This window comes from Streptomyces sp. CT34 (assembly GCF_000805335.1).
Taxonomy (GTDB): domain Bacteria; phylum Actinomycetota; class Actinomycetes; order Streptomycetales; family Streptomycetaceae; genus Streptomyces.
The window spans coordinates 5,055,372-5,082,162 of sequence record NZ_KN708638.1 but is presented as its reverse complement, the minus strand read 5'-3'; the positions used below and the strand labels follow the sequence as shown (position 1 = coordinate 5,082,162).

Here is a 26,791-nt window from a genome sequence, read left to right as displayed (position 1 = left end):
CCGTTCAGGAAGGGCTGGGCGAGGCGCTGGAAGGGGCCGGCGCGGGGGTGGTGGCGGCCGGCGGTGCGGTCACGCTCGGCGTGCCGGAGGGGGAGAGGGAGGGTGAAAGGGAGCGGGAAGAGTCACCCTCCTCGTCGCCGCCACCGCCACCGCTGTTCTGGCCGCCGCCACCGCCGGCGCCGTTCTGGCCGCCGCCGTTCCGGCCGCCGCCGTTCTGGCCGCCGCCACCGCCCGCGCCATCGTTGTCACCTGAGCCGCCGCCGTTCTGGCTCTGCGCCAGGTACTGGCGGCAGAAGGCGTGCACCTTGTCCGGGCCGCCGGCCTTGCTCTCCAGGCGCTTGAGCGTGTCGCGGTCGATATCGCCGCGTTTGCCGGATTCATAGGCCGTGCAGAGCGGCAGCAAGAGCTTGTTCCTGCTGTTGTCGCCGCCGGGCACGTTCTTGCCGTCGCCGTCGAGAGCGCCGATGGCTCCGCCGAGGAGTCCGCCGCCGGCGCCGGGGGCGGCCGGGCTCCGGCTGCCCCCGGGGCTGCCGCCCGGGGTGGGCGTCGGGCCGGGGGCGGTGGACCGGCCGCCGGGGGTGGACCCAGGGGTCCGGCTGGTTTCGCCGCCGGTCGGCGTGGGCTGCCCGCCGTCGAGGGGGCTCGGCGACTCGGCCGCCGAGACGCTGGCGCCGGGCTCGGGTTCGCCGCCCCGGAAAGGGGTCGGCAGTACGCCCGTACCGGCCGCGACCGCGATGCCCCCGATCGCGCAGACCGCGAGGGCGACCGCGAAGCCGCGCCGGAACGGGCGGGCGAGCCGGGGCCGTTCCCCGGCGCCGGCGGAGCGGGTGCGGCGCAGGGCGGGCAGCCGGCCCGGTGCGTCGGCGTCGCGCAGGCCGACGCCGGAGCCGTGCCCGGCCCGGCGGAAGGCGGCCAGCGCCGCCTCCTCGCCGGGCGCCGCGGCGCTTTCGGGCAGGCCGGATCCGACGGCCGCGGCGGCCTTCAGCAGCTGTTCGAGTTCGCGTGCGCCGTCGCCGTCCCGGGAACTGACCGGCTCGCCGCGCAGCAGTCGCTCCGCGGCGTCCTTGTCGAGCCAGCTGTACCGGTCGTCGGCCATCACATGTCCTTCTGCGTTCGTGCGGCCGTTTCCGTCACACCTGGTACGTACGATTCCGCCACACCGTCGCGACGTCTTCGCCCCTGTATGGGCACCTCATCCACGGTTCCACCACCCTTGCCCGAACCGGCCGCGGACGCCCCGGAGGAGCCCGGTCCCCCGCCGTCCGTACCGCCTTCCGCCAGCAGTTCGGCGAGCTTGCGCAGCCCGCGGTGTGCCGACGTGCGCACCGCCCCGGGCCGCTTGCCCAGGACCTGTGCCGCGCTCTTCGCGTCCAGCCCGACGACCACCCGCAGCGTCACCGCCTCGGCCTGATCCTGCGGCAGCCGCGCTATCAGCCGGAGCGTGTGGCCGGTGCCCAGCGCCTCCAGCGCCTCGCCCGCGGTGTCGGACGCGCCGGGGGTGTCGGCGAGTTCGCTCTCGTCGCCACCGATGACCGGGCGGCGTCCGCGCATCCGAATGTGGTCAAGCGCGCGATTGCGGGCAATCCGGGCGGTCCAGCCGCGGAAGCGGTCCGCGTCGCCACTGAAGCGGGCGAGGTCGCGGGTGATCTGGAGCCAGGACTCGGACGCCACGTCTTCCGCGTCCGCTTCGCCCACCAACGTCCGTACATACCCGAGAAGTCTGGGATGTACTGCGCGGTAGACGAGCCGGAAGGCCGCCTCGTCGCCGTCCTGCGCCGCCTGTACGGCAACCGTCAGCCGACCGTCGTCCGGCTGAATGTCGTCCCCTCGCACGGGTCCATCCTGTCGCACGCTGAATGTCCGCCGCCCGGTCCTTGCCGCTTCGCGCTGTCGCTGGTTCTTCGCTGATGGTGCCGATGGTTCGTCGTCCGTCCTGCCGTGGCCGCCGCGCGATCGCCTCGCTCAGCCGCTCGGCGGACCGCCGGTAATCCGGCCGCGTCTGCTGACGGTAACCCGTGAGATCGGTCTTCCGGCACCCGGCCCACCTCTTGGGACGTTCGGCGCACAAACCTCACGCGCGCACGATTCCATCTGAACTCCCGGTTAACTGGCCGTTCTTCGGCCGCCGGAACGGCCGTGATCAGTGCGCCCACCGGCGCGTTCTGGCACGTTACGGGCCCTGCCCGGCCCGCGTCCAGACCACTGGCCGTGCCGCCGCCCGTACCCCGTGTGACGCTTTTCGGCCCGTCGGCGCTGTAACGATTAGGAGCCCGTCGCGGGCTCCCCGAGAGCGACGGCCGGGGCCTCTCCTGTGGGGGGTGGCGGCCCCGGCCGTCCCTCGTATCCGGTCTCCGGTCCTTCTCCCCGGAGCGCTCACACCCGGTTCGCCAGCGCCCTGAAGTCCGCCCAGGACAGCGCGGGGGTCCGCGGGTCCCAGGTCTTCTGCGCCAGCGCCGCCAGCGGCAGCCGGATGCCGTCCGCGATCTGCTGCGCGGTCTGCGCCTGCGAGTGGTCGCACCAGACCGCGAACCGCCCGCCCGGGATACGGTCGGGCCCGGTCGCACTCGCCGGCGCGGACACCGGGGAGGTGCCGCGCAGCACCCGCGGGGTCCAGCTCCGGTAGATCCGCTCACCGGTCGGATAGGTGAAGTTGTTGGGCTCGCCGAGCACGTAGTAGAGGTACTCGTCGTTGGCGTTCAGCACCGTGCGGCCCTCGTCGAGGTACCCGGCCGGGTCGCGGGCGCCGATCTCCTTGCCGGTCCAGTAGACGGCCGTGCGGTTCTTGTCCGCGGCCACCTTGCCGTCCGCGAAGAAGCCGTCGTTCCAGGCTTCGATCCGGCTCTTGCCGGCCGCCTGGACGGTCTTCTGCCGGTCGTTGAGCCAGCCGGTCGCCAGATCCTTGATGGTGGCGCCGGACCCGTACCTGTCCCGCGCGGCCCTGGCGAGCTGCGGATACGACGACGCCGGGTCGCTCGCCGTCAGCGCCTGGTACTCGTCGCCGCCCAGGTGCCAGTACGGACCCGGGAACAGCTGGGCGTACTCCTTCAGCAGCGAGTCGACCAGCTCGCCGGACTTCGGGTTGGAGATGTCGATCGCACCGCGCACCACCCTGCCGGAGGCGCTGCGGAGCTGGAGGTCGGGATAGTGGTCCAGCACGGCGCCGAGGTGGCCGGGCGAGTCGATCTCCGGGATGACCGAGACGTGCAGGCTCTGCCCGACCTTCACCAGGTGGCGCACCTGGCCCTTGGTCAGATGGTCCGCGGAGACGATCTCGGGGTGGCTGTCGCTCTGGATGCGGAAGCCCTGGTCGTCGGAGAAGTGCAGCTGGAGCTCGTTGAGCTTGAGGTCGGCGAGCTGCCGGATGCGGGCCTCGATCCAGTCCGCGGTGAACGGCTTGCGGGCGTTGTCCAGCATCATCCCGCGCTCCGGTCGGTCCGGGCGGTCGTCGATGGTGCCCTCGGGGAGCCCGCCGGCCGTGCGGACGGCCTGCTTGACGGTGCGGGTGCCGTTGAAGATTCCGGCGCCGGTGGGGGCCGTGAGGGTGAGCCGGGTGCCGCGGGCGGTGAGGGTGTAGGACTCGTCGGCGGTGCGCGCGGGCGGTGCGGTGTCCGGCCGGCCGGTGTCCTTCCCGGTGAGCTTCACCTCGACGTCCCCGGGCCGTACGGTCTGCTCTCCCCACACAACCTGGAGCCCGCCGAGATCCTTGGCCATGAGTTGCGCTTCACCGGCGACGGTGCTCTTCTCCCCGGCCGGTACCACCACCCTGGCGCCCTTGGACGGACGCCAGCCGATTCCGTCGGCCGGGCGGAACTCCCGTACGGCCGGGACGATGTGCGGCGGACCGGTCACCTTCGCCCAGGTCGGGGTGGGCGCGGCACGGCCTTCGGAGGCGACGCGCCCCGGGGACTGGGAATCGGCCGCCCCCGAGCAGCCGCCGAGCAGCAGCGCTCCGGCGAGCACCGGGGCGGCCAGCGCCGCGGACCGGGCCGCCGGGCCGCTGCTGCGGCGGCGCTTCCGAGGGGACGGCGGGGAGGCCGAGGGCCGCAGGAACTGCGGCAGCCGCATCGGGTTCGACATCGTGCAATCCTCACTTTTCGGGGCGAAGGTATTGCCAGGAGCGCGGAACGGGCTGTCCACCGAGCGCGCAAAAGCTCTCTCATCCGGGTGAAAATCGCGCATCCATCGGACAGTGGCCGACAAGCGTCGTTAGCGTGGGCAATCCGCCGCTCACCCCCTTCCGGGGGGCTGCTGGACCGCCGGAAATCCGCCGGGTGCCGCATCGTCATCGTCGGTCAGATCACCGCACCCGCCTCCACTTCCGTACGTATCAGGCTTTTCGTTCATTTCCGTTCAAGCGCCCCTCCAGCTTCCGTCAGTCGCCCCTTCCGCACCCGTCGAACAGACCCCTTCGCATCCGATCTCATCCGTCCGAGGAGCCCACGCTGTCCGGCGACACCCCGGCCGCCCGCCCGATGACGCGGCCGCATCCGCACCTCCAGAGGTGCGGCATACCTTGGCAGAGCCGGATCGCGCCGCCGCCGGCGCACCCCCAGCAGCGCGGTCTCGACCGCTTCAACGCCCTCTCCCACGACGCCGCGGTGGCCGCCCTGCTGGCGTGCTGCGGCTGCCGCCGCTGGGCCGAGCGGATCGCCGCGCACCGCCCCTACCCGGACCCGGGCTCCCTGCTGGCCGCCGGCGACGAGGCCGGCTACGACCTCACCGCGGCCGAGGTGGCCGGGGCCCTCGCGCGCGAGTCCGCCGCCCCGCTCCCGCGGGCCGAGCGCGGCCCCGGTACCCGCGCCGCCGCCACCGCGCTGCGCGCCGCGCACGCCGAGTACGAACGCCGCTTCCGCCATGTCTTCACGCTCTGCCTGGACGGCTACGGAGACGAGGAACTGCTGGACCGGACGCTGTACGCGCTGCGCACCCGGCTGGGCAACGCACCGGACCAGGAGCGGTCGGTCACCGCGGAGGAATTGCGCCGGCTGGCCCGCGGCCGACTGGCGCGACTTGCGGCCAATTGCCGGTGATATCCCGTTTCGTACTTGTGTGATAGCCCGTTGGTGCCTGTTTGATCACACCTAAGGACCCCCGCGCGAGGAACCGACAGCGCGTCGATACGATGACGAGCGGCCGGTGGACCGTACCCGGCCGGGCCCGACCGACACAGAAGCCGGCGCGGCCCTAGTCCCCGCTCCCGGAGGGTTCTTCCGTGCCGGCTGGAACGCTGTACCGCGGCCGGGAAGGCATGTGGTCCTGGGTGGCTCACCGAGTCACCGGCGTCCTCATCTTCTTCTTCCTGTTCGTCCACGTCCTCGACACCGCTCTCGTACGCGTCTCGCCCGACGCGTACGACAACGTCGTTGCGACATACAAGACGCCCATCGTCAACGTGATGGAGTACGGCCTGGTCGCCGCCATCCTCTTCCACGCGCTCAACGGTCTCCGGGTCATCGCGGTGGACTTCTGGTCCAAGGGCCCGAAGTACCAGAAGCAGCTGCTGTGGACCGTTGTCGGTGTCTGGGTCGTGCTGATGGCCGGTGCCTTCTACCCCGTGCTCCAGCACACGCTGCGCACGCTGTTCGGGAGCTGACGCGAGATGTCTGCTGAATCCACCACCGCAGGTGCCACCGCGGGAGGCGCGTCCGACGGCGTCTCGCTCTACGACGTGGACAACCCCGCACCGGTCATCGAGCCGCCGCGCAAGCGCACCGCCAAGACCCCGAAGGCGACCCGCACCAACTTCGAGCTCTACGGCTGGCTGTTCATGCGGCTGTCCGGCATCGTGCTCGTCGTCCTGGTCCTCGGCCACCTGCTGATCCAGCTGGTGCTCGACGGCGGCGTCTCCAAGATCGGCTTCGCCTTCGTGGCCGGCCGCTGGGCCTCGCCGTTCTGGCAAGGCTGGGATCTGTGCATGCTCTGGCTCGCCATGCTGCACGGCGCCAACGGCCTGCGCACCGTCATCAACGACTACGCGCAGCGGGACAACACCCGCTTCTGGCTGAAGATGCTGCTCTACACCGCCACGGTGTTCACCGTCCTTCTGGGCACGCTGGTGATCTTCACCTTCGACCCGAACATCCGCTAGGCGCCGGGCCACGAGGGACCGAGGTACCAATCAATGAAGATCCACAAGTACGACACCGTCATCGTCGGCGCCGGCGGCGCCGGCATGCGCGCGGCCATCGAGTCGACCAAGCGCAGCCGCACCGCCGTGCTGACGAAGCTCTACCCGACCCGCTCCCACACCGGCGCCGCCCAGGGCGGTATGGCCGCCGCCCTCGCGAACGTCGAGGAGGACAACTGGGAGTGGCACACCTTCGACACGATCAAGGGCGGCGACTACCTGGTCGACCAGGACGCCGCCGAGATCCTCGCGAAGGAGGCCATCGACTCGGTCCTCGACCTGGAGAAGATGGGCCTTCCGTTCAACCGCACCCCGGACGGCACGATCGACCAGCGCCGCTTCGGCGGCCACTCCCGCAACCACGGTGAGGCCCCGGTCCGCCGGTCCTGCTACGCCTCGGACCGCACCGGCCACATGATCCTCCAGACGCTGTACCAGAACTGCGTCAAGGAGGGCGTGGAGTTCTTCAACGAGTTCTACGTGCTCGACCTGCTGCTCCAGGACGTCGACGGCGTCAAGAAGTCCGCGGGCGTCGTCGCGTACGAGCTGGCGACCGGCGAGATCCACGTCTTCCAGGCGAAGGCGATCATCTTCGCGTCCGGCGGCACCGGCAAGTTCTTCAAGGTGACCTCCAACGCGCACACCCTGACCGGTGACGGCCAGGCCGCCGCGTACCGCCGCGGACTGCCGCTGGAGGACATGGAGTTCTTCCAGTTCCACCCGACGGGCATCTGGCGGATGGGCATCCTGCTGACCGAGGGTGCGCGCGGCGAGGGCGGCATCCTCCGCAACAAGGACGGCGAGCGCTTCATGGAGAAGTACGCGCCCGTCATGAAGGACCTCGCCTCGCGTGACGTCGTCTCGCGCTCCATCTACACGGAGATCCGCGAGGGCCGCGGCTGCGGTCCCGACGGCGACCACGTCTACCTGGACCTGACGCACCTGCCGCCGGAGCAGCTGGACGCCAAGCTCCCGGACATCACCGAGTTCGCGCGGACCTACCTCGGTATCGAGCCCTACACGGACCCGATCCCGATCCAGCCGACCGCGCACTACGCCATGGGCGGCATCCCGACCAACGTCGAGGGCGAGGTGCTGGCCGACAACACCACCGTCGTCCCGGGCCTGTACGCCGCCGGCGAGGTCGCCTGCGTCTCCGTGCACGGCGCCAACCGCCTGGGCACCAACTCCCTTCTGGACATCAACGTCTTCGGCCGCCGGGCCGGCATCGCCGCCGCGCAGTACGCGGCCACCGCCGACTTCGTCGAGCTTCCCGAGGACCCGGCGAAGCTCGTCGCCGACCAGGTGGAGCGGCTGCGCAACTCCACCGGAGGCGAGCGGGTCACCGAGATCCGCAAGGAGCTCCAGGAGACCATGGACGCCAACGTGATGGTGTTCCGTACCGAGCAGACCATCAAGACCGCGGTCGAGAAGATCGCCGAACTGCGCGAGCGCTACCGGAACGTGGCGATCCAGGACAAGGGCAAGCGGTTCAACACCGACCTGCTGGAGGCCGTCGAGCTGGGCAACCTGCTCGACCTGGCCGAGGTCATGGCGGTGTCGGCCCTCGCCCGCAAGGAGTCCCGCGGCGGCCACTACCGCGAGGACTACCCCAACCGCGACGACGTCAACTTCATGCGGCACACCATGGCGTACCGCGAGGTGGGCGCAGACGGCTCCGAGTCGATCCGGCTCGACTACAAGCCGGTCGTGCAGACCCGCTACCAGCCGATGGAGCGTAAGTACTGATGAGCACCCCGACCATCGACAAGCACTCCGCGGCCCTGGACGCGGCCGAGAACGACGCTTCGCACCTGATCAGCGTCACCTTCCGGATCCGCCGGTTCAACCCGGAGGTCTCGGAGGACGCCGGCTGGCAGGACTTCCAGCTGGAGATCGACCCCAAGGAGCGCGTCCTGGACGCCCTCCACAAGATCAAGTGGGACCAGGACGGTTCGCTGACCTTCCGGCGCTCCTGCGCCCACGGCATCTGCGGCTCCGACGCCATGCGCATCAACGGCCGCAACCGCCTGGCCTGCAAGACGCTGATCAAGGACATCAACCCCGAGAAGCCGATCACCGTCGAGGCCATCAAGGGCCTGACGGTGCTGAAGGACCTTGTCGTCGACATGGAGCCCTTCTTCCAGGCGTACCGGGACGTGATGCCCTTCCTGATCACGACCGGCAACGAGCCGACCCGCGAGCGCCTCCAGTCCGCCGAGGACCGCGAGCGCTTCGACGACACCACCAAGTGCATCCTGTGCGCGGCCTGCACCACCTCGTGCCCCGTGTTCTGGAACGACGGCCAGTACTTCGGCCCGGCGGCGATCGTCAACGCGCACCGCTTCATCTTCGACTCGCGCGACGAGGGCGGCGAGCAGCGGCTCGAAATCCTCAACGACAAGGACGGCGTCTGGCGTTGCCGTACGACCTTCAACTGCACGGACGCCTGCCCGCGCGGTATCGAGGTCACCAAGGCGATCCAGGAGGTCAAGCGGGCGCTGATCACCCGCCGCTTCTGACGGCCGGGTCGAGCCCTGCGGGACTTGGCTGAGCGCCCCGCGCCTGCTTCGGCAGGGGCGGGGCGCTCTGCCGTGTCGCGGACCGTACGGCCAGGCAGCGGCCATGGGCGCGAGCTGCCCCGGCGTAGGCTGCCCGCGTGATCCGTGCGGTGGCGTTCGACGTAGGTGAAACCCTCATCCGCGACGACCGCGGGTGGGGCGCGTGTGCCGACTGGCTCGGCGTCAGTCGGCACACACTTTGCAGGACCCGGAGTTCGGCGCACGTTCAGCTGCACCAGCTCGCCCGGGACTGCCAGTGGCTGTTGGCGCATCACATGGCACATCACCTCGCGAGGGGCAGTCGCGGGCAGGTCGTCGTGCGCGCCGCGGGGCGGGCCGGGCCCCGTGAGGCGCGCGCATCGTCACGCCTCCCGTAGTGCCATCGTCGCCGGTGCCTCGTCCTGGGCGCGGCGTTTGCGCATGGTCTCGGCGTACGCCTCCAGGGCGGCACGACGTTGCTGCAACTCGGCTATTTCTGTGTCGAGTTGAACCATTTGGCATTCCACGACGCGCCACGACAACGTGCAGGGCTGCAATCCCGGGCCGCCCTGGGCGCAGGGGAGCAGGGCGCGGATGGACTCGGTGTTCAGGCCGGTGGCGAGCAGTTCGCGGATGCGGGCAACGGCCTCGACGGCGTCGGGGGCGTAGGTTCGGTAGCCGTTCGTGTCACGTTCGGCAGGGAGCAGGCCGCGCTGCTCGTAGTAGCGCAGCACACGGGTGCTGACGCCGGCGCGGCGGGCCAGTTCGCCGATGCGCACCCGGTCCGCCGGCCGCTTCCCGGTCTGCTGTCGCGCCGCGTCCGTCATGTGGTGCTCCTCTCCCCCGGGCCGGCTTGACCTTGACACCGGTGTCAAACGGCAACGTCTTCCGCATGACGCAGATTCCCGTTTCGCGAAATCCCGTATCGCAGGTTCCGTCCGCTTCCTCTCCGACGTCCGCTTCCGGTTCCGGTTCGGGTTCCGGTTCGGGTTCCGTGCCGGCTGCTTTGCCGCCGTTGTCCACCGCCCTCGCCGGCCCGGCCGCCGGCCCCGGCGTGCTGCTCGCCCACGGCGCGACCGGCAGCGTCCGGGACAACTACGGCACCCTCATCCCCGCTCTCACCGCCTCCGGCCACCGCGTGGTGGCCCCCGACTACCCGGGGTCCGGCGAAACCCCGCGCGCCACCGGCCCGTTGGAGCTGGACGCGCTGGCCGACGCGGTGGTCACGCTGGCCACCGCGGCGGGCCTGGAGACCTTCACCCTGATCGGCTTCTCCATGGGCACCGCGGTCTCCGTACGGGCCGCCGCGCGCCACCCCGAACGGGTGCGCGGCCTCGTCCTGACCGCGGGCCTGGCGAAGCCGGACGCCCGTGCGCGGATCTGGCTGGACCTGTGGCTGAGCCTCCTGGACCGGGGCGACTACGCCGGATTCGCGCAGGCCCGCGCGCTGAGCGGGCTGGCGCCCGAGTACCTCAGTGCGCTGCCGCCGGCCGAACTGGCGGCCGTTCTCGATCCGGACCCGGCACTGCCGCCGCGCGGCTCGGCCGAGCAGGCGGCCCTCGTCCGGGCCGTGGACACCACCGCCGACCTCCCGGGCATCTCGGTCCCGACCCTGGTCATCGCCACGACGCGGGACGGGCTGCTGCACCCCGACCACTCCCGTTACCTGGCCGACCACATACCGGGAGCCGCGTACGCGGAGATCGCGAGCGGCCATCTGCCGATGGTGGAACGGGGCGCGGAGTGGCGGGCGTTGATCACGGACTTCCTCGCCGAGCACGGGTTGTGAGCAGCGCGCGGGCCGTGGGCAGCGCCCGGGGACCGGCGGGCGGGCCGGGCCCCCGGGGTCGGGGGCCGGGGCCGGGGTCGGGGGCCGGGAGCCGGGGCCGTCTACTTGGCGGGCCCCCGGTGCTCGCCCTCCAGGACCTTGTCCAGGAAGGCGTCCAGGTTCCGCACCGTACGGGCGATCCGCTCCGCCAGCGGAAGCGTCTCCTCGTGCCGGCCGGCCAGTTGGGACCGCTTGCGCCCGCGGACGTAAAGGGAGCAGGCGAGGTCGGCGCAGAGGTACGTCCCCACAGTGTTGCCCTGGCGGCCCGCGGGACCGGCGCGGCGGGCGGCGAGCAGGCTGACCCCGGAACCGGGGTGCCCCGTCAGGCAGACCGAGCACACCGTCGTCTTGGTGAAGGTCCGCCGTACGCCCTGCGGCACCCGCAGCGTGACGCCGATCAGCCCGTCACCGCGCGGCGCGACCAGATAGCTGCGGTCCGGGGCGCCCGGGTCACGCCACCCCAGGAAGTCCAGGTCCCCCCAGGAGACGTCCGGCAGTGCCGGCAGATTGATCCGGTTCGCCTCGCCTTTCGAGCAGTTGACGAAGGAGGTACGTATCGCTTTTTCACCTACGGGGTCCATGGACGGGGAAGCTAACAGGGCGGCCGGGAGGCCGTCTCCCGATTTATCCCCCGCCGGGCGCCGCACGCCGGGTCGGCGGTGGCGGCGCCGTCCGCTCCCGGTGCTCCGGGTACTCCGGTGTCCCGGTACTACGCGTGCTCCCGGTACTACGCGTGCTCCCGGTACTCCCGGTGCTACGGGTACTCCCGACTACTCGATGACGCGGGGCGCCACCGTGCGCTCCGGCGCGCGGGGCTCCTCGTCCTCGATGAGGTGGTCCGGCCGCTGCCCACCGGTGCGCTCCTTCTCGGCCTTGCCCTTCCCCTGGGTGCCCGCTTCGGCCGCCTTCGCACCGCCGCGGCTGCGGTGGAGCGCGGATCCGCCCTGCCGGGTGCCGCCCGCCGGACCGCCCGGTGTGCCGGCCGCGCCACCGCGGGCCCGCGCCGGCGCACCACCGCGTCCGGCGGCCGAACCCGGCGCGCCCGCCCGGCCCTTGGCGCCGCCGCCGGCCGGCACCGCGCCGCCACCGGCCGTGCCACCGGCCGTGCCACCGGGACGCCCGGCGGTGCGGGCACCGGGGTTGCGGACCCCGCCCCCGGTCGCGCGCGGGCTGCCGGAGCCCGTACCGGCGCCCGGTATGGCGAGGACGCCCGGCGGAATCGCGCCGGCGGGGAAGCCACCGCCCGGACCGGAGACCCCGCCGTGCCCGCCGCCCGGCGTGCCGGCACCAACGGGACCGACCGCGCCGACCGCCCCGACCGCGCCGGTGCCGCCGTGCGGCGGGGCGAGGGTGCCGCCCTGCACACCGGCCAGACCGGTGGTGGTCGGCACCTCGGGCCGGCTGGCCTTGGGGCCGTCGAACCCGGCCGGCACGGCACCGCCGCCCGCGCCGTTGGGCGCCTGCCGCGCCGGCTGGTGCTCCACGCTGCCACCCGCCACCGACACGTTCACGGGGGCCGGCGACGGGCTCGACGAGGGGTGCTTGGGCCAGTCGCCGGCCACACCCCGCGGGTCGTAGCTCTCCCTGAGGACCTTGGCGTGACCGTGGTAGTTGGCGGCCAGCTCGTCCATCACGATGGCCGCCTCGACCTGGCGCTGCTTGCTCATGGGCAGGCTGCCCCGGTTGAGCTCCAGCGCCGTGCGGGTGTCCATCTTGGGGTTGGCCATGTCCCGCTGGAACTGGCTGTCGTCGCCGGCCTCCAGCGCACTGCCGGCCGTGCCCGGGTCGTGGATCTTCGCCATGGCCTGCTTGGCCTCGCGCAGATTGTGGGCGACGCCGTGCTCGGGCCCGGTGCCCCGGGTGCCGACCAGGGTGCGCTCCACGACCCTGGCGTGCGCATACGTCCGGTCGATCTTCGCCAGGACCTTGGCCGCTTCCCTGCGGAACGCCTGGGCCGCCGAGCCCTCCCAGTGCGCCGAGGCGTGGTCGACGGCGTCCAGGAAGGACTTCCGGATGCCGCCGTGTCCGTCCTGGCCGCCGATCCCGTCGGCGGCGGAGCGCCAGTGCAGGCCCGCCGTGTCGACGGCCGCCGGGTTGGCGTTCTCGATCATCCGCCGGAGCTCGTCGATGGTCCGGTGCTGGAAACCGGACGGGGAACGCGGGGTGTGGGCCTGCCCCGCGAGCGACGCGAGCCGCTCCTCCCGCTCCGCCTCCGTGCGCCGCTGCGCCGCCGCCCCGGCGCTGCCGTACTCCTGCCGGGCGTCAGCCACGCCCGCCCCCCTTCGTCGTCACTCTCGCCGCCGCGCCGCCACGGAGTCAGCCGTTCATGGACCTGGTGGTGTGCTCCAGGTCCTCGTACGCGCCCCGGCTGGCCTCGGTCTTCTCCCCGAACTTGTGGAGGAGCTCCTGGAGCGCCGCGATGACCTGCGACATGTACTCCTGCATGTTGTCGTGCGCGCCGGCGAGTTCCCCCGCCTCCAGGAAATCGATCCCGAACGCCGACTTCGGGATCGTCGTGCTGTACTTCACCTTCTGGCCGGGGTCGTCCATATCGCGCTGAAGGCGCCTGAGCCGGCGTACGACGGTGTCCAGCTCTTCCAGGTCGACCTTGAACTGCTCAGCCATTTCCGCTGCTCTCCCCGTTCCCCGCGCGCCCTGCCCGCTCCTTCGCACCGCCCCGCGAAGCCACCGCGTTAAGGACACCGTAAAGACAATCCAGATTAGGGAGTCGGCGGTCCGAATAGCAAGATCGGAAGTCGTGAACTGTCCGATTCATGGCGATTTCCGAATGCCATTGACAGACAGGTCGTTACCAAGGGTCCGCAGGGCCCCCGCTCGCCCGTACTCCTCATACCCACCACGGCGCGATCCGTAGCGCGGAGCCCCCATCCCATACTGTTCAACCGGGCCTGCTGGTAGGCATGCTGACTTACCGTCAGTCAACTCTGCGCGCGGCAGTGCCGGGCGGGAGGCGGGGCAGGGCGGGGCGGGGACAGCACGCCGAGCCGCCGGCGAACCCGGAAGCGCGCGGCCGGATCATCCGGCACCGTCGAGCGCGAGCCGCCGGCACCCTTCCGGGGCTTCCGGGCGAAGGGATTCGCCCGTAACTAAGGGATTCGCCCGTAACTCACGATGAGCACCCCCGACGGCAGGGCACGGTGCCGCCGGTCGGATACTGGCAGGGCAAGGCTCCCCGCAGCAGAGGACACATTCCCATGAAGCTCAGCCGCCCCGTCTCCTGGTTCCTGCTCGCCTTCGGCGCCTGGTCATGGGTGGTCTGGGTGACCTTCGTCAAGAATTTGATCAAGGACGCCAGCGGACTGGCCTTCGATCACGGGAACCCCACCGCGTATTTCTGGGTCCACCTCGCCCTGGCCATCGTGTCGTTCATTCTGGGGACCGCAATCGGCGTTATCGGGCTCCGGGGTCTTCGCGCACTCCGCCGGGAGTCGGCACAGCAGGCTCCCGCGGAGGGCTGAGCGGGGCCCGCGCGGCGGACCGACCGGCGGACCGACCGGCGGACCGACCGGTGGGGCGGGCTCACCCGAACAGGTTGCGAGGGCGGTGCCCGGCCCGGAGTCCGGACGGCCGGCGCGGTCACGGTGCCCAACTCCACTGTCCGGGCGGGCGGTTGCCGCCCTCGGACGCCCGGTGCCGCTCCCTGGTTGCCCGCCTGCTGCCCCACGGGCGTCCGCCTGCTGCCCCATGGGTGTCCGCCTGCTGCTCCACGGTTGCCCGCCCACCGCTCCATGGTCGCCCGTCACCTGACCGGTTCGTCGGGCCCTCGGTGCGGACCTGCCCTGCCCACGTCGACCTCGCCGGCGCGCCCCGCGTCCCTGAGTGATTCACGTCGCTGACCGAGGGCTTCGGGATCCTCACGGGACCGGCCGGCGTCTTTGAACCTGTGGACCACCTGCCGACCCCGACCGCCGGCCGGCGCCCCAGCGGCGGCGACCCGCGCTTCGGGCGACGCTTCGGAGGCGTCGGGGCGTGCCGTGGACCGTCAGGCGTACGCGGCGGACCGCCCGGCGTACGCGGCGGACCGTCGGCCGTACGCGGCGGTGCGAACCGTGGCCAGGTGCTCGCCGCCGGGCCCCGACACGCACCGTGTCATGCGCTCTGACCTGCCCTTTCGACCGGTCCCCGGGCCGTGACGGTTAGTTGTTTGTGAAAGGTGAACCAGATGCACCAGCTCCCCGCCCCGAAGGCGAGCGGGAACCAGGACACGGGGCGCGAGAGCTTCACGGGTTCCCCTGCCGACCGCGGCTCCATCCGGCCGTCGGGAGGGGCACTCTTCCGTGGCATGCGTTCGGCGATGCGGCTCAGGGCGGGTACGTTCACGGACGTGCCGACGACCTTCTCTGCTTCCGCCGCGGGTGCCGCCTCCGGTCCCGACTCCGATTCCGCCGCGCCCGACGGCCGACCGGCCCGGTCCGCCGGTCCGCGCGCGACCCCGTCCCCGGGGTCGCGCTCGGGTACTCCCGTACGGGCGGTCGCCGCGCTGGCGACGTCCGCGCTGCTGGCGTCGCCACTGCTGGCGGGCACCGCGTACGCCCGGCCCCATGACGGCGGGCAGCCGCCCAAGGCCCCGGTGCCGCCCGCGAAGATGTCGCAGGTCGGCGGGGACCGGCTGGGCCTGCCCGGCGTACAGGTGCAGCCGAAGGACGGGGCGCCGAAGCTTCCGGGGCCGGACCAGATCACCGCCCGTTCGTGGATCGTGTCGGACGCCGAGTCCGGACAGGTGCTGGCCGCCAAGAATCCGCACTGGCAGCTCGCCCCCGCCAGCACGCTGAAGATGCTGTTCGCGGACACCGTGCTGCCGAAATTCCCGAAGACCAAGAAATACACGGTCAAGGCGGCCGACCTGGCGGGAATGGGCGCCGGCAGCAGCCTCGTCGGGATAAAGGAGAACCTCACCTATACCGTCCACGATCTGTGGCTGGGGGTATTCCTGCGGTCCGGAAACGACGCGGTGCACACGCTCTCCGCGATGAACGGCGGGACCGAGGCCACGGTCAAGGAGATGCAGCAGCGCGCGAAAGAGCTGAGCGCGACCGATACGCATGTCGTCACCCCGGACGGATATGACGCGCCGGGGCAGGTGTCCAGCGCGTACGACCTGAGCCTTTTCGCACGGGCCGGACTGCGGAACGCCGACTTCCGGGAGTACTGCTCCACCGCCAGCGCACAGTTCCCGGGCGACGAGGGCAAGGACGGAAAGCGGGCGACATTCGGGATCCAGAACACCAACCGGCTGCTCAGCGGGGATTACGACATCAAGCCGTATCCGGGAATCGCCGGGGTGAAGAACGGGTCGACGACCAATGCCGGGTCGACGTTCACCGGTGTCGCCCAGCACGGTGACCGCAAACTCCTGGTCACGGTCATGCACCCGGAGAAGAGGGTCCACAACGAGGCGTACAAGGAGGCCGCCAAGCTCTTCGACTGGGGCTTCGCCGCGGACGGCAAGGTGGAACCGGTCGGCAACCTGGTCGACCCGAAGGACGCGAACGGCGGCAGCGGCGGCACGAAGGACGGCGACCGCAGTGCGCAGGCCGCGCTGGACTCCACCGACGGCTCGGGCGGCGCCCTGACCGCAGCGGGGATCGCCGGCGGGGCGCTGGTGCTGCTCAGCGTGGTCGCGGTGGCGGTACGGAGGCGACGGACGCTGGCGGCGGCACGCCGGGGCGGTGCGGAGGGGCCCGCGGACGCCGGGGGCCCCGGGGACGCCGGAGGTTCCGAGGGCCCCGGAGGTTCCGGGGGTTCCCGGGGCCATCGGCGGAAGTGAGCCGGACGGGGCCGGAGCCCGCCCCCCGCCCCCGGTCCGAGCGCCGCGAGCGCTCGGACCGGCGCTGGGCCCTGTCGTCAAACCCCCGCCTGCCTGCCGCCGCCCTGCACGTGCTCTCGCTGCACCGGACGCCGCCCGCCCCGCCCTGCGGGCGGACGACGGGAGTTTGACGACAAGGCACAGGGACTAGGCGCCGGAGGCGGGCCCCGCTCCCGAACGCCGGGGCGCCGAAGGCCGGGTCGCCGTCCAGGACGCGCAGAAGACCAGCAGCTTCGCGGTGAAGTTGATCCACAGGAGGAGCGCGATCGGGGTGCCGAACGCGCCGTACATGCTGCGTGCCGCGACGCCCCGCAGATAGCCGCTGAGCAGCAGCTTCAGCAGCTCGAAGCCGATCGCGCCGATGAGGCCGGCGATGATCACGGCGCGGCGCGGCGGATGGGCGCCGGGGAGCTTGGTCAGCACGTACGCGAGCAGCACGAAGTCGGCGAGCACCGCGATGCAGAAGCCGGCGGCCGTCAGCAGGACGCTGGCCGCGCCGCCGGCCGGCAGCCCCATCGCCTCGGCCACCCTGCCGACCGCCGCCGACGCGAAGGCCGAACAGCCGACCGAGACCAGGGCGACCGCGCCGAGGCCGAGCAGCAGCGCGCCGTCGCGGAGCTTGCCGAGGAAGAAATTGCCCTCCTCTTCGGGTGCCTCCCATACGGCACGCAGGCAGTCGCGCAGCGACTGGACCCAGCCGATGCCGGTGAAGAGCAGGGTCGCGCCGGCGATCAGTCCGACCGTGCCGGCGTTCTCGACCAGTGCGGCGAGGTCGAGTTGGCCGGAGATGCCGGGGATCTGCTCGGCGATCTTGGCCTCCAGCTTGTGCAGTTGCCCGTCCGTGAGGGTGGCGGCGCCGATCGCGGCGGCGACGGTGAGCAGCGGGAAGAGCGCGATGAAGCTGGTGAAGGTGATGGCGGCGGCGAGCCGGGTCCAGTGGACGCGGAGCATCCGCGCGTAGGCGCGCCAGAGGTGGGTGGCGAGCAGCCGGTCGACGGCGGGGGCCAGCGGCGGGCCGACGACGGGGAGCCGCGTCAGCCAGGCGAACGGATTGGCCTCCTCGCCGGCCCCCCGGTCCGCGCCGGGCTCACCGCTCGCGCCGGACTCCGGCCGTTCGCGGGCCCCGCCGTCCCGTCCCCCGGCTCCTCCCCCGGCCCCTTTCCGATCCCCTCCGCCGTCCCCGTGGCCGTTCCCGTCCTCGTTCCCGTCCCCCGGAACACCCCGTTCGCCCCGTACGCCCTTCATGCCCGCGTCGCCCTCCCGTGGCAGGTGTCCCGGCCGATCCGGAACACTAGCTTCCGCGTACCCCAGAAGCGCAGGCACGTACCCAGCGCCATGCCGATGCCCGCGCCGGAGACCACATCGGCGCGCGCCGAGGTCAGGCCGAGCAGGTAGTGCGAGACGCCCAGGCAGAGGAGTTGGACCAGGGCGCCGGCCAGGTTCACCACGACGAAGACGCCGAGCTGCCGCGGGCGGCTGTGGTCCGTGGCGGCGCCGCGGTAGGTGCCGGCGGCGTTGCCCGCGTAGGCGACCAGGCAGCCCGCGAGGAACGACAGCGTCTTCGCGTACACCGGCCCGGCGCCGACCGCACCGCGCAGCCACACGAACAGGGCCAGGTCGACGGCGTACGCACAGCCGCCGGCGAGGGCGAAGCCGAGCAGTTCGGCGCAGAGCCCGCGGCGCACGGGGGCCGCGGCGGGCCGGGGAGTGCGGCGTTCGCTCATCGGAATTCCTCCGCGGATACCCCTCCCTCCGGAGAGGGGAGACGTCAGACGTGGGCGACGGCCATCGCGTACACCGCGAGCCAGCCGAGGCCGATGGCGGCCAGGGCGCGGTCGCGGAGGAGGACGTCCTCGGGGGCGCCGGCCGTGCCCCGGTCGGCGAAGACCGCGTAGCGCAGGACGGCGAGCAGGAACGGCACCATCGACAGCTGGCGCCAGGGCAGCAGGCCGGCGTCCGGCCGGCCGCTCTCCAGGGCCCACAGGCAGTACGCGAGCATCGCGCCGCCGGCGGCCAGTTGCCAGACGAAGCGGAGGTAGCCCTCGGTGTACTCGCGCAGCAGGGCCCGGGTCTCGCCCTTCGCGCCGGCCATCCGGACCGCCTCGGAGTAGCGCTTGGCGGCGACCATGAACAGCGCGCCGAATCCCGCGGTGATCAGGAACCAGCGGGAGAGCGGGATCCCGAGCGCCAGTCCGCCGGCCATCGCGCGCATCAGGAAGCCGCTGGTGACGACGACGAGATCGACGACGAGGACGTGCTTGAGGCGGACGCAGTAGGCGAGTTGGATCGCGACGTAGACGGCGATCAGCACCGCCGTCGCGGGGTTGCAGAGGACGGCGGTGGCGGCCGGGGCGAGCAGTGCGAGCAGTCCGCCGAGGGCGTGGGCGAGCGGGACGGGGACCTCGCCGGCGGCGACCGGGCGGCGGCACTTGTCGGGGTGGGCGCGGTCGGCGGCGGCGTCCCGGGCGTCGTTGATCAGGTAGACGGCGGCTGCGGCGGCGGTGAACAGGACGAATACCAGCGCCAGTTGGGCGAGGGTGTGCCAACGGAAGAGGCGGCCCGCGGCGGCCGGGGCGGCGGCCACGAGAACGTTCTTGACCCACTGGTGCGGGCGCGCGGTGCGCAGCAGGGCGAGCGGCAGACGCGGCGGGCGCGGGCGGCGGACCGGCGCGGCTCCCGGGGCGGCCGACGGGCCGGGCTGCCGCGGCTGGTCGTCGATGAGGGCGGTGCGCTCAGCCATGGGGGCCGCCGCGCGCCGCGCCGGTCCCCGGCACCCCCGCCGCCGCGTGCATCCATCCCGCCCCCAGCCGCGCGGTGAGCGCGCCGAGGGCGGCGCCGGCCGCGATGTCGGTCGGGTAGTGGACGCCGGCCACCACCCGGGAGACGCAGACCGCGCCGGCCAGGACGGGCAGCGCGGTCCGCAGACCGGCGCCGCTGCGCGTACCGGGCGGGCCGAGTCCGCGCAGCGCGACGACGGCCGCGGCGGCGGAGGTGGCGTGTGCGCTGGGGAAGGAGTGGCCGCCCACCGTGCCGACGAGGGGCGGCCGGTCCGGGAGGCGGGGGCGGGGGCGGCGGACGGCCTGTTTGACGGCCGCGCCGGCCAGGTGGGCGGTGCCGATCAGGGCGGTGCCGCGCAGCCAGGCGGCGCGCCGCGGCCGGTCGGCGGCGGCGCCCGCGAGTGCGGCGGCGAGCCACAGCGCGCCGTGTTCGCCGATACGGGAGAGGGCGCGGGCGGCGGTCGCGATCCGCGGGTTCGTGCCGCAGTCGCGCAGGGCCAGGAGCAGGCGGTGGTCCATCCGGTCTCCATGAGGGCGTCTGCGGGTCGGGGCGTCGGCGGTATGGGTCTCGGCGGGCAGGGTTTTCGGGCAGGGGGCTCGGCGGGCGGTGGTCGTGGTCCCTTCCGACTGTCTCTGGCCGGGGGCCGGGTTTCCCGGTGATTAGCCCATCCACGCCATTAATCACTCTTTTCGGAGCGAGTCGGGGAAACATGCGGTTACCCGGGCAGATCCCTCCGGGTCCGCGGCACTACCGTCGCTGCCATGCCGCTACCCGACATCGCGTCCCGCACCCTCACCGGCTGGGGCCGCACCGCCCCCACCGCGGCCCGGATCGTCCGGCCCGGCTCGGTGGCCGAGGCGGTCGCCGCGGTGCACGGCTGCGGCCCGCGCGGCGGCATTCCGCGCGGGCTCGGCCGGGCGTACGGCGATGCCGCGCAGAACGCCGGCGGCACCGTCTGGGACATGACGGGCCTGGACCGCATCCGGTCCGTCGACGCGGAGGCGGGGGTGGTGGTCTGCGAAGCGGGCGTGAGCCTGCACCGGCTGATGCGGGTGCTGCTGCCGCTGGGGTGGTTCGTACCGGTCACGCCGGGGACCCGCTATGTGACCGTCGGCGGCGCCATCGGTGCCGACATCCACGGCAAGAACCACCATGTCGCGGGCTCCTTCTCCCGGCATGTGCGATCCCTTGAACTGCTCACCGCGGACGGCGAGGTGCGCACCGCGGCCCCGGGCTCCGACCTCTTCGCCGCCACCTGCGGCGGAATGGGGCTGACCGGTGTCGTCCTCGCCGCGACCGTCCAACTCCTGCCCGTACAGACCTCGTTGATGACGGTGGACACCGAACGCGCCCGGGACCTGGACGATGTGATGTCCCGTCTGGACGCCGGGGACCACCGCTACCGCTACTCCGTCGCCTGGATCGACCTGCTGGCGCGCGGCCGGACACTGGGCCGGGCGGTCCTCACCCGCGGCGACCACGCACCCGCGGGCGCGCTGCCGCCGCGCGCCCGCCGCGATCCGCTCGCCTTCCGCCCGGCGCAGCTGCCGCCCACCCCGCGCCACCTGCCGCGGGGGCTGCTCAACCGGCAGTCCGTCGCGCTCTTCAACGCGCTCTGGTACCGCACCGCACCGCTCCACCGCACCGGTGAACTCCGCAGGCTCGCCGCCTTCTTCCACCCGCTGGACGGGCTGCCGTACTGGAACCGCGTCTACGGGCACGGCGGCTTCGTCCAGTACCAGTTCGTCGTGCCGTACGGCCAGGAGGACGCGCTGCGCCGGATCGTGCTGCGGATCGCGGACCGGCGCTGCCCGTCCTTCCTCGCGGTCCTCAAACGCTTCGGGGCCGCCGATCCGGGCTGGCTGTCGTTCCCGGCCCCGGGGTGGACGCTGGCGCTGGACGTGCCGGCCGGGCTGCCGGGCCTGGGCGGCTTCCTGGACGAGCTGGACGAGCGGGTCGCGGCGGCCGGCGGCCGGGTCTACCTGGCGAAGGACTCCCGGCTGCGGCCCGACCTGCTCACCGCGATGTACCCCCGGCTCCCCGACTTCCGCGCCCTGCGCGCCGAGCTCGACCCGCGCGGGGTCTTCACCTCGGACCTCGCCCGCCGGCTCGGCATCGCCCACCGGCTCCGGACCCACCCGTGAGGACGCTCCCATGAAAGACGCCTTCGGCAGCCCCCAGTCCCTCCTCGTCCTCGGCGGCACCTCGGAGATCGGGCTGGCCACCGCCGCGCGCCTGGCCGCCCGGCGCACCCGCACCATCTGGCTGGCCGGGCGGCCCTCCCCGGCGCTGGAGGCGTCGGCCGGGCGGCTGCGCGCACTCGGCGCGGAGGTCCGTACCGTCCCGTTCGACGCGCTGGACACCGACCGCCACGAGGAGGTGCTCGGCAAGGTCTTCGCCGAGGGCGACCTCGACATGGTGCTGCTGGCGTTCGGTGTGCTCGGCGACCAGCCGCGCGACGAGCGGGAGCCGGCCGGCGCGGTCCGGGTGGCCGCCGTCAACTACACCGGCGCGCTGTCCGCCGCGCTGATCTGCGGCCGTGCGCTGCGCCGCCAGGGCCACGGCTCCCTCGTGGTGCTGTCCTCGGTCGCCGGTGAACGGGCCCGCCGCTCGAACTTCGTCTACGGCTCCAGCAAGGCGGGCCTGGACGCCCTCGCCCAGGGCCTCGGCGACGCGCTGCACGGTACCGGCGTGCACGTACTGGTCGTCCGCCCCGGCTTCGTGCACACCAAGATGACGGCCGGGCTGCCCGCCGCGCCGCTGGCGACCACGCCGGAGGCGGTCGCCGAGGCGATCGAGCACGGGCTGCGGCGGCGCAGCGAGGTGGTGTGGGTGCCGGGGGCGCTGCGCGGGGTGATGGCGGTGCTGCGGCATGTGCCGCGGGCGGTGTTCCGCCGGCTGCCGCTGTGAGCCGGCCGGGGCGGGCGTCCGCTCAGCGGGAGGGCGCGGGCGGGCGCGAGCGGTCCGCCTGGCCGGGCTGCCGGGGCACCGCCACCGCGGGACCGCCGGTGCGGCCCGCGCCGGCGAACGGATACTCGCGCTCCAGGCGCCAGACCTCGTCGGGCCCCTTCTCGTAGAGCGCGAAGCCGCCGGCCGTCCAGGTGGCGGAGAAGTCCGCGAGCTCGGCCTGCGCGCGGTCCATGGCGTCCTCGGCGATGCCGTGCGCGACGGTGACGTGCGGGTGGTACGGGAACTGGAGCTCGCGGGCGCACGGCCCGGAGGCGGCGCGCACCCGGGCCTGGAGGACGGTGCACGCGCCCACCCCCTCGGCCAGCTTCACGAACACGACGGGCGAGAGCGGCCGGAAGGTGTCCGTGCCCTCCAGGCGGAGCGGGAAGGGGTGGCAGGCGGCGGCCACCTCGGCGAGGTGCCGTTCGATGCCGGGGAGTGCCGCGGCGTCGGCCTCGGTCGGCGGGAGGAGGGTGATGTGGGTGGGGATGCCGGAGGCGGCCGGGTCCCCGAAGCTCTCGCGCTTCCGCTGGAGGAAGCTGCCGTGCGGCTCCGGGACCGCGAGCGAAACGCCGAGCGTGACGGTCCCCACTGCGTTCTCCCTCCTGACGTTCGCGGTGCGCCCCGCGCGGGCGCCCACGCTTCCTGCTCAGTGTGCCGGGGACGCACCTTACGTGGCGGCGTCCCCGGCCCTGTCCGGTTCGGTCAGCGCTTGGCCGACAGGAACCCGATCCGGTCGTAGGCGGTGGCGAGGGTCTCGGCCGCCACCGCGCGGGCCTTCTCGGCGCCCTTGGCCAGGATCGTGTCCAGCGTCTCGGGGTCGTCCAGATATTCCTGCGTACGGTCCCGGAACGGTGTGACGAAGTCGACCATCACCTCTGCCAGGTCGGTCTTCAGCGCGCCGTACATCTTGCCCTCGTAGGAACGCTCCAGCGAGGGGATGTCCTGGCCGGTGAGGGTGGACAGGATGGTGAGCAGGTTGCTGACGCCGGGCTTGGCCTCGCGGTCGAAGCGGATCACCGTGTCGGTGTCGGTGACGGCGCTCTTGATCTTCTTCGCGGTGACCTTGGGGTCGTCGAGGAGGTCGACGATGCCCTTGGGCGAGGACGCCGACTTGCTCATCTTGATCGTCGGGTCCTGGAGGTCGAAGATCTTCGCCGTCTCCTTGACGATGTACGGGTTCGGCATCGTGAAGGTCTGGCCGAAGCGGGTGTTGAAGCGCTCGGCGAGGTCGCGGGTCAGCTCCAGGTGCTGGCGCTGGTCCTCGCCGACCGGCACCTGGTCGGCCTGGTAGAGCAGGATGTCGGCGACCATCAGCACCGGGTAGGTGAACAGGCCGACCGTGGTGCGGTCCGCGCCCTGCTTGGCCGACTTGTCCTTGAACTGCGTCATCCGGGACGCCTCGCCGAAGCCGGTGACGCAGTTCATGACCCAGGCGAGCTGCGCGTGCTCGGGCACATGGCTCTGCACGAAGAGCGTGCAGCGCTCCGGGTCGAGGCCGGCGGCCAGCAGCTGGGCGGCGGCGACCCGGGTGTTGCGGCGCAGCTCCGCCGGGTCCTGCGGAACGGTGATCGCGTGCAGGTCGACCACCATGTAGAACGCGTCGTGGGACTCCTGCATCGCCACCCACTGGCGCACCGCACCGAGGTAGTTGCCGAGGTGGAAGGAGCCGGCCGTGGGCTGAATACCGGAGAGTACACGCGGACGATGGTGAGCCATGGCACCGATTGTCTCAGGTCCGCGGTACTCCCCGGCGGGCGGTCGCCGGCCTGCTCGGCCGACGCTCACCGGGCCGCTCAGCCGGCGGTGGCGAGGCCCGGCGCCGGATACGCGGCCATCAGCTCCGCCACCTCGGTGCGGATCGCCGCCAGCGCCTCCTCGTCGCCCTTGGCGGCGGCCGAGACGCCCCGGTTGATCCACTCCGCGACCCGCGGCATCTGCTCGGTCCCCAGTCCCCGCGAGGTCAGCGACGGGGTGCCGATCCGGATCCCGGACGGGTCGAAGGGCTTGCGGGGGTCGAAGGGGACGGTGTTGTGGTTCACGACGATCCCGGCCCGGTCCAGCGCCTTGGCGGCGACCTTGCCCGGGACCTCCTTGGAGGTGAGGTCGATCAGCACCAGGTGGTTGTCGGTACCGCCGGAGACCAGGTCGAAGCCGCGGGCCAGCAGCGCCTCGGCGAGCGCCTTGGCGTTGGCGACGACGGCGTGCGCGTAGTCCCGGAAGGAGGGGGCGGCGGCCTCGCGCAGGGCGACCGCGATGGCGGCGGTGGTGTGGTTGTGCGGGCCGCCCTGGAGGCCGGGGAAGACGGCCTTGTCGATGGCCTTGGCGTGCGTGGCGCGGGACATCAGCATGGCGCCGCGGGGACCGCGCAGGGTCTTGTGGGTGGTGGTCGCGATCACGTCGGCGTGCGGGACCGGCGAGGGGTGGGCGCCGCCCGCCACCAGGCCGGCGATATGGGCGATGTCGGCGACCAGCACCGCGCCGACCTCGCGGGCGATCTCGCCGAAGGCGGCGAAGTCGATGGTGCGCGGCACGGCCGTGCCGCCACAGAAGATGATCTTCGGGCGCTCCTTACGGGCCAGGTCGCGGACCTCGTCGAAGTCGATCCGGCCGCCCCCTTCCGATGTCACAGGGCCGCGGACGCCGTACTGCACGCCGCGGAACCACGTCCCGGTCGCCGAGACGCCCCAGCCGTGCGTGAGGTGCCCGCCCATCGGCAGCGACATGCCCAGCACGGTGTCGCCGGGCGCGGCGAAGGCCAGGTAGGCGGCGAGGTTGGCGGGCGAGCCGGAGTACGGCTGGACGTTGGCGTGCTCGACGCCGAAGAGGGCCCTGGCGCGCTCGACGGCCAGGGTCTCCACGAGGTCGATGTTCTGCTGGCCCTCGTAGTAGCGGCGGCCCGGGTACCCCTCGCTGTACTTGTTCTGCAGGACGGTGCCGGTGGCCTCCAGCACGGCGGCCGAGACGTAGTTCTCGCTGGGGATCAGCCGCAGGGTGTCGGCCTGGAGCCGCTCCTCGGCGCCGATCAGCGCGGCGAGTTCGGGATCGGCGGTCCGCAGGGCGGGATGGGCGGGGGCAGGCGGCGCGGGATGGGCGGGGGGATGTGCCGTCATGGCGTCCTCCGGGGCGATCGATCGGGTCGGTCGTGGTCCCGGGGTACCCAGGCGGGCGGCACCTCGCGTCTGTCGCCGCGCACCGCTCCCTCGGGGTCGCTTCCCCGTACGCCAGTCGCGGTGCGCACCGGGAAGTCTACGGGCTGCCCGCCCGATGCGTTCGGGCCCGTACGGCCTGACCGGGCGCCCTTCCCGCCCGGCGGGAACAATGGGAGGGGGCCGGAGCACGGCTGCCGGGGCCGGAGCGCAGCCGCCCGTACCACCGCACCGGCCCGTACGGCCTACCGATCGGAGTCCCCGTGACGTCCCCGGAAGAATTCATCGCCGCCGCCGAGGCCCACAGCGCGCACAACTACCACCCGCTCCCCGTCGTCGTGGCCACCGCCGAGGGCGCCTGGATGACGGATGTGGCGGGCCGGCGCTATCTGGACCTGCTCGCCGGGTACTCCGCGCTGAACTTCGGGCACGGCAACCGCCGCCTGCTGAACGCCGCACGCACCCAGCTGGAGCGGGTCACCCTCACCTCCCGCGCCTTCCACCACGACCGCTTCGCCGACTTCTGCACCCAGCTCGCCGAGCTCTGCGGGATGGAACTCGTGCTGCCGATGAACACCGGCGCCGAGGCCGTCGAGACCGCGATCAAGACGGCCCGCAAGTGGGGTTACCGGGTCAAGGGCGTCCCGGACGGCCGCGCGAAGATCATCGTCGCCGGCGGCAACTTCCACGGCCGCACCACGACCATCGTCTCCTTCTCCACCGACCCCGAGGCGCGCGCCGACTTCGGCCCGTACACCCCCGGTTTCGCGATCGTGCCGTACGGCGACCTGGCGGCGCTGGAGGCGGCGGTCGACGACGACACGGTGGCGGTGCTGCTGGAGCCGATCCAGGGCGAGGCGGGCGTCCTGGTACCGCCGCCCGGCTATCTGCCCGGGGTCCGCGCACTGACCCGGAACCGGAACGTGCTCTTCATCGCCGACGAGATCCAGTCCGGCCTGGGCCGTACGGGCAGGACCTTCGCCTGCGAGCACGAGGGCGTGGTGCCCGACGTGTACGTACTCGGCAAGGCGCTGGGCGGCGGTGTGGTGCCGGTGTCGGCGGTGGTGTCCTCCCGCGAGGTGCTCGGACTGTTCCGGCCCGGCGAGCACGGCTCCACGTTCGGCGGCAACCCGCTCGCCTGCGCCGTCGCGCTGGAGGTCATCGCGATCCTCCGCACCGGCGAATTCCAGCAGCGGGCCGCGGAGTTGGGCGACCACCTGCACCGCGAACTGGCGCCGCTGGTGGACGGCGGCGCGGTCGACGCGGTCCGCGGGCGCGGCCTGTGGGCCGGGGTGGACATCAACCCGTCGCGCGGCGACGGCCGCGCCGTCTCGGAACGGCTGCTGGCCCGCGGCGTCCTGGTCAAGGACACCCACGGCGCGACGATCCGGATCGCCCCACCGCTGGTGATCAGCAAGGAGGACCTGGACTGGGGGTTGGGACGGTTGCGGGGGGTGCTGGGGGCGTAGGGGCGACGGGCGGGTCAGGGCCGGGCGGCCCGCCGGGCACCTGCCGGCCCGCCCGGCGGCAGGCCGAGCAGGGAAACGGGCACGCCTTCACGGCACCACTGCCCTCAGGCACGAACAGCACTGC

25 protein-coding genes, 1 pseudogene and 1 riboswitch are annotated in these 26,791 nt (G+C 72.8%); of the genes and pseudogenes, 12 read left to right on the top strand and 14 right to left on the bottom strand.

From position 1 onward, the window contains the following. Positions 1-4 precede the first annotated feature (4 nt). The 3 genes from RZ84_RS38300 to RZ84_RS22260 all read right to left on the bottom strand — a co-directional run bounded on the left by RZ84_RS38300 (position 5) and on the right by RZ84_RS22260 (position 4,077). Positions 5-1,096 carry a hypothetical protein gene (locus RZ84_RS38300; protein WP_043265769.1) on the bottom strand — a complete coding sequence of 364 codons (1,092 nt, stop codon included), beginning with the start codon at positions 1,094-1,096 and terminating at the stop codon, positions 5-7. After that, a complete protein-coding gene (locus RZ84_RS22265; protein WP_043265768.1) occupies positions 1,096-1,833 on the bottom strand; it encodes an RNA polymerase sigma factor in 738 nt (245 codons plus the stop codon). Before RZ84_RS22265 ends, RZ84_RS38300 begins: the two co-directional genes overlap by 1 nt. A gap of 540 nt (positions 1,834-2,373) precedes the next feature. Next, the gene (locus RZ84_RS22260; protein ID WP_043265767.1) at positions 2,374-4,077 is read right to left on the bottom strand and encodes a beta-N-acetylhexosaminidase; all 1,704 of its coding nucleotides are present in this window, start codon (positions 4,075-4,077) and stop codon (positions 2,374-2,376) included. Positions 4,078-4,472: 395 nt separating this feature from the next. On the opposite strand from RZ84_RS22260, the gene RZ84_RS22255 reads away from it, so the two are divergent. From RZ84_RS22255 to RZ84_RS41550, 6 genes and pseudogenes are all read left to right on the top strand, one after another. Next, positions 4,473-5,030, top strand: coding sequence for a 2-oxo-4-hydroxy-4-carboxy-5-ureidoimidazoline decarboxylase (locus RZ84_RS22255; protein ID WP_078894079.1), 558 nt, complete (start codon positions 4,473-4,475; stop codon positions 5,028-5,030). A 182-nt stretch (positions 5,031-5,212) separates the two neighbouring features. Then, positions 5,213-5,593: a succinate dehydrogenase, cytochrome b556 subunit gene (gene sdhC, locus RZ84_RS22250; protein ID WP_043265766.1), complete on the top strand. Its 381-nt coding sequence runs from the start codon at positions 5,213-5,215 to the stop codon at positions 5,591-5,593. A 6-nt stretch (positions 5,594-5,599) separates the two neighbouring features. Beyond that, positions 5,600-6,088 carry a succinate dehydrogenase hydrophobic membrane anchor subunit gene (locus tag RZ84_RS22245; protein ID WP_043265765.1) on the top strand — a complete coding sequence of 163 codons (489 nt, stop codon included), beginning with the start codon at positions 5,600-5,602 and terminating at the stop codon, positions 6,086-6,088. Positions 6,089-6,121: 33 nt separating this feature from the next. After that, the gene (sdhA, locus tag RZ84_RS22240) at positions 6,122-7,876 is read left to right on the top strand and encodes a succinate dehydrogenase flavoprotein subunit (RefSeq protein ID WP_043265764.1); all 1,755 of its coding nucleotides are present in this window, start codon (positions 6,122-6,124) and stop codon (positions 7,874-7,876) included. Next, positions 7,876-8,649: a succinate dehydrogenase iron-sulfur subunit gene (locus RZ84_RS22235; protein ID WP_043265763.1), complete on the top strand. Its 774-nt coding sequence runs from the start codon at positions 7,876-7,878 to the stop codon at positions 8,647-8,649. Before sdhA ends, RZ84_RS22235 begins: the two co-directional genes overlap by 1 nt. 137 nt (positions 8,650-8,786) lie before the next feature. Continuing rightward, positions 8,787-8,888 (top strand): annotated as a pseudogene (locus RZ84_RS41550) (HAD family hydrolase); the annotation flags it as partial. Between the two features lie 162 nt (positions 8,889-9,050). Here the strand turns inward: RZ84_RS41550 and RZ84_RS22230 are convergent. Next, a complete protein-coding gene (locus RZ84_RS22230) occupies positions 9,051-9,494 on the bottom strand; it encodes a MerR family transcriptional regulator (protein ID WP_052230091.1) in 444 nt (147 codons plus the stop codon). 188 nt (positions 9,495-9,682) lie between these two features. Here RZ84_RS22230 and RZ84_RS22220 point away from each other — a divergent pair, with 188 nt between their 5' ends. Then, positions 9,683-10,456: an alpha/beta fold hydrolase gene (locus RZ84_RS22220; protein WP_043265760.1), complete on the top strand. Its 774-nt coding sequence runs from the start codon at positions 9,683-9,685 to the stop codon at positions 10,454-10,456. Between the two features lie 101 nt (positions 10,457-10,557). On the opposite strand, the gene RZ84_RS22215 is transcribed toward RZ84_RS22220, so the two are convergent. The 3 genes from RZ84_RS22215 to RZ84_RS22205 form a co-directional block, all read right to left on the bottom strand. Beyond that, positions 10,558-11,076 carry an FBP domain-containing protein gene (locus RZ84_RS22215; RefSeq protein WP_043265759.1) on the bottom strand — a complete coding sequence of 173 codons (519 nt, stop codon included), beginning with the start codon at positions 11,074-11,076 and terminating at the stop codon, positions 10,558-10,560. Between the two features lie 189 nt (positions 11,077-11,265). Further along, positions 11,266-12,765, bottom strand: a complete 1,500-nt coding sequence (locus RZ84_RS22210) for a hypothetical protein (protein ID WP_043265758.1) — start codon at positions 12,763-12,765, stop codon at positions 11,266-11,268. 46 nt (positions 12,766-12,811) lie between these two features. Next, positions 12,812-13,120, bottom strand: coding sequence for a hypothetical protein (locus RZ84_RS22205; protein WP_043265757.1), 309 nt, complete (start codon positions 13,118-13,120; stop codon positions 12,812-12,814). 590 nt (positions 13,121-13,710) lie between these two features. Here RZ84_RS22205 and RZ84_RS22200 point away from each other — a divergent pair. Together RZ84_RS22200 and RZ84_RS22195 are read left to right on the top strand one after the other, a co-directional pair. After that, positions 13,711-13,974, top strand: coding sequence for an SCO4848 family membrane protein (locus tag RZ84_RS22200; protein WP_043265756.1), 264 nt, complete (start codon positions 13,711-13,713; stop codon positions 13,972-13,974). Positions 13,975-14,798: 824 nt separating this feature from the next. After that, complete coding sequence (locus RZ84_RS22195) at positions 14,799-16,283, top strand: D-alanyl-D-alanine carboxypeptidase family protein (protein WP_078894075.1); 1,485 nt, start codon at positions 14,799-14,801, stop codon at positions 16,281-16,283. A 186-nt stretch (positions 16,284-16,469) separates the two neighbouring features. Here RZ84_RS22195 and RZ84_RS22190 read toward each other — a convergent pair whose 3' ends face one another. Genes RZ84_RS22190 through RZ84_RS22175 form a run of 4 tightly spaced genes read right to left on the bottom strand, consistent with a single transcriptional unit; the run spans position 16,470 to position 19,618 of the window. Next, complete coding sequence (locus tag RZ84_RS22190; RefSeq protein WP_043265755.1) at positions 16,470-17,567, bottom strand: YihY/virulence factor BrkB family protein; 1,098 nt, start codon at positions 17,565-17,567, stop codon at positions 16,470-16,472. Continuing rightward, complete coding sequence (locus RZ84_RS22185) at positions 17,564-18,046, bottom strand: GtrA family protein (RefSeq protein WP_043265754.1); 483 nt, start codon at positions 18,044-18,046, stop codon at positions 17,564-17,566. The genes RZ84_RS22190 and RZ84_RS22185 overlap by 4 nt, the downstream gene beginning before the upstream one ends. A 44-nt stretch (positions 18,047-18,090) precedes the next feature. Continuing rightward, positions 18,091-19,062 carry a decaprenyl-phosphate phosphoribosyltransferase gene (locus RZ84_RS22180; RefSeq protein ID WP_043265753.1) on the bottom strand — a complete coding sequence of 324 codons (972 nt, stop codon included), beginning with the start codon at positions 19,060-19,062 and terminating at the stop codon, positions 18,091-18,093. Further along, a complete protein-coding gene (locus RZ84_RS22175) occupies positions 19,055-19,618 on the bottom strand; it encodes a phosphatase PAP2 family protein (RefSeq protein WP_043265752.1) in 564 nt (187 codons plus the stop codon). The genes RZ84_RS22180 and RZ84_RS22175 overlap by 8 nt, the downstream gene beginning before the upstream one ends. 243 nt (positions 19,619-19,861) lie before the next feature. On the opposite strand from RZ84_RS22175, the gene RZ84_RS22170 reads away from it, so the two are divergent. Both RZ84_RS22170 and RZ84_RS22165 read left to right on the top strand, forming a co-directional pair. Next, complete coding sequence (locus tag RZ84_RS22170) at positions 19,862-21,244, top strand: FAD-binding oxidoreductase (RefSeq protein ID WP_043265751.1); 1,383 nt, start codon at positions 19,862-19,864, stop codon at positions 21,242-21,244. A 10-nt stretch (positions 21,245-21,254) separates the two neighbouring features. Then, the gene (locus RZ84_RS22165; protein ID WP_043265750.1) at positions 21,255-22,010 is read left to right on the top strand and encodes a decaprenylphospho-beta-D-erythro-pentofuranosid-2-ulose 2-reductase; all 756 of its coding nucleotides are present in this window, start codon (positions 21,255-21,257) and stop codon (positions 22,008-22,010) included. A gap of 22 nt (positions 22,011-22,032) precedes the next feature. Here RZ84_RS22165 and RZ84_RS22160 read toward each other — a convergent pair whose 3' ends face one another. The 3 genes from RZ84_RS22160 to glyA form a co-directional block, all read right to left on the bottom strand. Beyond that, positions 22,033-22,641, bottom strand: a complete 609-nt coding sequence (locus tag RZ84_RS22160) for a 2'-5' RNA ligase family protein (protein WP_043265749.1) — start codon at positions 22,639-22,641, stop codon at positions 22,033-22,035. Between the two features lie 113 nt (positions 22,642-22,754). Beyond that, a complete protein-coding gene (gene trpS / locus RZ84_RS22155) occupies positions 22,755-23,768 on the bottom strand; it encodes a tryptophan--tRNA ligase (protein ID WP_043265748.1) in 1,014 nt (337 codons plus the stop codon). Between the two features lie 77 nt (positions 23,769-23,845). Further along, on the bottom strand, positions 23,846-25,162 hold the full coding sequence (gene glyA, locus RZ84_RS22150; protein ID WP_043265747.1) for a serine hydroxymethyltransferase: 1,317 nt from the start codon (positions 25,160-25,162) through the stop codon (positions 23,846-23,848). Between the two features lie 38 nt (positions 25,163-25,200). Further along, positions 25,201-25,291, bottom strand: a riboswitch (ZMP/ZTP riboswitch). Between the two features lie 170 nt (positions 25,292-25,461). Here glyA and rocD point away from each other — a divergent pair. Then, positions 25,462-26,667, top strand: a complete 1,206-nt coding sequence (rocD, locus tag RZ84_RS22145) for an ornithine--oxo-acid transaminase (RefSeq protein ID WP_043265746.1) — start codon at positions 25,462-25,464, stop codon at positions 26,665-26,667. Positions 26,668-26,791 lie beyond the last annotated feature (124 nt).